This window comes from Pseudomonas sp. (assembly GCF_030696055.1).
Classification (GTDB): Bacteria; Pseudomonadota; Gammaproteobacteria; order Pseudomonadales; family Pseudomonadaceae; genus Aquipseudomonas.
Map to the genome: position 1 here is coordinate 1 of NZ_JAUYNP010000150.1, position 4,159 is coordinate 4,159.

Sequence of the window (4,159 nt, forward strand, 5' to 3'; positions counted from 1 at the left end):
GATGCCGGTGCCGATAAATCCGATTTTTGCCATGAGAGATGCTCTCCTAAATAAGAGTGGGGCTCAGATTGCGTTGTGCGCTTTCATCCAGCCAAGGCCGGCAGCGGTAGTGGTTGCCGGCTTGTATTCACAGCCGATCCAGCCCTGGTAACCGATACGGTCCAGGTGCTCGAAGAGGAAGCGGTAGTTGATCTCGCCAGTGCCCGGCTCGTTGCGGCCCGGGTTGTCGGCCAACTGCACATGGTTGATGGCGGCGAGGTTCGCCTCCACGGTACGGGCCAGATCGCCCTCCATGATTTGCATGTGGTAGATGTCGTATTGCAGGTACAGATTGCTGCTGCCGACCTTCTCGCGAATGGCCAGGGCCTGCTTGGTGTTGTTCAGGTAGAAGCCGGGGATGTCGCGGGTGTTGATGGCTTCCATGACCAACTTGATGCCAGCGGCTTCGAGCTTGTCAGCGGCATACTTGAGGTTGTCGACGAAAGTTTGCTCGACGGTCGCGCAATCCAGTCCTTGCGGACGGATGCCGGCCAGGCAGTTGATCTGCTGGTTGCCCAGCACCTTGGCGTAGGTGATGGCCTTGTCCACGCCGGCGCGGAATTCTTCGACGCGGTCCGGATGGCAGGCGATGCCACGCTCACCCTTGGCCCAGTCACCGGCCGGCAGGTTGAACAGCACCTGGGTCAGTTTGTTGGCATCCAGGCGGGCTTTGATTTCTTCGACACTGAAGTCGTAGGGGAAGAGGTATTCGACACCGCTGAAGCCGGCGGCGGCAGCTGCATCGAAACGGTCCAGGAAGTCCACTTCGGTGAACAGCATGGACAGGTTGGCGGCAAAACGGGGCATGGTGCTGCTCCTATTTTCGTAGCCCGGATGTAATCCGGGGGTGGCCAGCAAAGCTCCCCGGATTGCATCCGGGCTACGGGGTTGGTCTTAGTCCAACAGCGAGATGGCGGTCGGTGCATCGGCACCGCGCTCGGCCAGTTCTTCGAACTCGTTGATGGCGTTGATCTCGGTACCCATGGAGATGTTGGTCACACGCTCCAGGATGATCTCGACCATGACCGGTACGCGGAACTCTTCCATCAGTGCCTTGGCCTTGGCCAGTGCGCCCTGGATTTCGCTCGGTTCGAATACGCGGATGGCCTTACAACCCAGACCTTCCACCACGGCAACGTGGTCGACGCCGTAACCGTTGATTTCCGGTGCGTTGATGTTCTCGAAGGCCAATTGCACGCAGTAGTCCATCTCGAAACCGCGCTGCGACTGACGGATCAGGCCCAGGTAGGAGTTGTTCACTACTACGTGGATGTACGGCAGGTTGAACTGCGCGCCCACAGCCAGTTCTTCGATCATGAACTGGAAGTCGTAGTCGCCGGACAGTGCCACTACGTTGCGAGTCGGATCAGCCTTGACCACACCCAGTGCCGCCGGAATGGTCCAGCCGAGCGGGCCGGCCTGACCACAGTTGATCCAGTGGCGCGGCTTGTAAACGTGCAGGAACTGCGCGCCGGCGATCTGCGACAGACCGATGGTGCTGACGTAGCAGGTGTCCTTGCCGAAGAACTCGTTCATCTCTTCGTACACGCGCTGCGGCTTGACCGGCACGTTGTCGAAGTGAGTCTTACGCTGCAGGGTACGCTTGCGCTGCTGGCAGGATTCCACCCAGGCGCTGCGGTCTTTCAGCTTGCCGGCAGCTTTCCACTCGCGGGCCACTGCGATAAAGGCATCCAGGGCGGCGCCGGCGTCGGAAACGATGCCAAGGTCCGGGTTGAACACGCGGCCGATTTGCGTCGGTTCGATGTCCACGTGGATGAATTTACGGCCTTCGGTGTAAACCTCGACGCTACCGGTGTGGCGGTTGGCCCAACGGTTGCCGATACCAAATACCAGGTCGGATTCCAGCAGGGTGGCGTTGCCGTAACGGTGCGAAGTCTGCAAGCCAACCATGCCGACCATCAGTTTGTGGTCGTCAGGAATCGCGCCCCAGCCCATCAGGGTCGGGATCACCGGCACACCGGTCAGTTCGGCGAACTCAACCAGCTTGCCTGCCGCGTCGGCGTTGAAGATACCGCCACCAGCGACCAGCAACGGACGCTCGGCTTCGTTGAGCATGGCCAGGGCTTTTTCGGCCTGAACACGGTTAGCAGCTGGCTTGGCCAGCGGCAGTGGTTCGTAGGCGTCGATGTCGAATTCGATCTCAGCCATCTGTACGTCGAACGGCAGGTCGATCAGCACTGGGCCTGGACGGCCGCTGCGCATTTCATAGAAGGCTTTTTGGAAGGCGCGCGGCACTTGGCCAGGCTCCATCACGGTGGTCGCCCACTTGGTCACCGGCTTGACGATGCTGGTGATGTCGACGGCCTGGAAGTCTTCCTTGTGCATGCGGGCACGCGGCGCTTGGCCGGTGATGCAAAGGATCGGGATGGAATCGGCGGATGCCGAGTACAGGCCGGTAACCATGTCGGTGCCGGCTGGGCCGGACGTACCGATGCACACGCCGATGTTGCCGGCGTTGGTGCGGGTGTAACCCTCGGCCATGTGCGAGGCGCCTTCAACGTGACGGGCCAGGACGTGGTCGATACCGCCGACTTTCTTCAGTGCAGCGTACAGGGGGTTGATGGCGGCGCCGGGAATACCGAACGCAGTGTCAACGCCTTCGCGGCGCATCACCAGTACGGCGGCCTCGATTGCTCTCATTCTGGCCATTACTTTGTGCCTCTTTGTTGTCAGATTGTATACAAAACAGCTGGGTTTGATTCTATTCATGGCTTGACCTTGCGGTCAATAAGTTTTCTCTACCAGTGATCGCTCGAGGAAAAATCTTTTGAAACGAGCGTTTTAGCTGGAGCGCGCGGTCCTCTGCGGAGGGCGTGTTAAGATAATGTATACAAACAGAGTATAGATTGTATCTACCTATTGAGTTTTTTGTTTCTAGTGAGATAGTGGTGCCGAGCTTTGGATTGCCTGGCGGCTGTCGACCCCGTGCGGGGCTGCTGCCAGCCAGGTGTTTCGTACGACTTATCACTATTAAGGAAGGGCCCGACATGAACACTTTGAACCTGAGCACCGCCACCAGCATCAGCAATCGCGCCCTGGCGGTCGGCCGGGAGATTTCCGCCGCGCCACTGACTGTGGTGATTCTGGATGCCGGCGGCCATATGATCAGCCTGCAGCGTGAGGATGGCGCCAGCCTGCTGCGCCCACAGATCGCCATCGGCAAGGCCTGGGGCGCGCTGGCCCTGGGCAAGGGCTCGCGCCTGATCGCCGCCGACGCGCAGCAACGCCCGGCCTTTATCGGCGCGGTGAACAACCTGGCCGATGGCAAGCTGGTGCCTGCGCCGGGCGGCGTGTTGATCCGTAATCAGCAGGGTGCGGTGATCGGCGCCATCGGCATCACCGGCGATACCTCGGATATCGACGAGCAGTGCGCCATCAGCGCCGTGGAGTCGGTAGGGCTGCAGGCCGATGCAGGTATCGTCGCCTAATAGGTTCGCTGCGCCGGGTTAGGCAATCCCGGCAGAGCAGGTCAAAAAAACGGTGGATGCCCAGGGGCATCCACCGTTTTTTTTGCCGAGGGGAAAGGGCGCTCGAGGAGCGCTCTGGGACTTGGCTTGGGGTGGCGTTGCGTGCTGCTCAGTAGGTCAACAGAACGTAGCCCGGATGCAATCCGGGAGCGGATTGGCGGGCGGTCGCTTTCCCCGGATTTCATCCGGGCTACAAAAAAACGCCGATCATCTGCTTTAAGTGAGCGGCATTAGCGCTCGAAGGGCGGCCTGGGGCCGAGGCGGCGTTGGGCTTCGCGCTGCTCAGCCCATATACGGGTTACGGATCAATCAGGCGTTGCTGACTTGCTCGGAAGGGCTGGGCTGGCTTTCATCGATCTCGCAGCCTTTGATCACCAGGCGAATGATGGTCTGGGCGGCGGCTTCGTAGTCGGCCTCGTCCAGGCTGGCTTTGCCGGTCACCGTGGAAATCTGCCAGTCGAAGTCGGCGTAGGTCTGGGTCGCGGCCCAGATGCTGAACAGCAGATGGTGCGGGTCGACCTTGGCCATCAGGCCCAGGTCGATCCAGCGCTGGATGCAGGAAATATTGTGCTTGGCCTGGGCATTCAACTGGGCGGTTTGCTCGCTGGTCAGGTGCGGCGCGCCGTGCATGA

The 4,159-nt window shown here is 60.4% G+C and carries 4 protein-coding genes; 1 reads left to right on the top strand and 3 read right to left on the bottom strand.

Features of this window, described 5'->3' with window-relative positions; translation table 11 throughout:
* Nucleotides 1–63: 63 nt before the first annotated feature.
* Nucleotides 64–846, bottom strand: coding sequence for a hydroxypyruvate isomerase (gene hyi, locus Q8Q83_RS08850; protein WP_305622947.1), 783 nt, complete (start codon nt 844–846; stop codon nt 64–66).
* 87 nt (nt 847–933) lie between these two features.
* Complete coding sequence (gene gcl / locus Q8Q83_RS08855) at nt 934–2,709, bottom strand: glyoxylate carboligase (protein WP_305622949.1); 1,776 nt, start codon at nt 2,707–2,709, stop codon at nt 934–936.
* Nucleotides 2,710–3,047: 338 nt separating this feature from the next.
* Between gcl and Q8Q83_RS08860 the strand changes: the two genes are divergently transcribed.
* A complete protein-coding gene (locus Q8Q83_RS08860) occupies nt 3,048–3,488 on the top strand; it encodes a heme-binding protein (protein ID WP_305622951.1) in 441 nt (146 codons plus the stop codon).
* Between the two features lie 348 nt (nt 3,489–3,836).
* On the opposite strand, the gene Q8Q83_RS08865 is transcribed toward Q8Q83_RS08860, so the two are convergent.
* On the bottom strand, nt 3,837–4,159 hold a 323-nt coding region (locus tag Q8Q83_RS08865; RefSeq protein WP_305622953.1), incomplete at its 5' end, for a TetR family transcriptional regulator C-terminal domain-containing protein.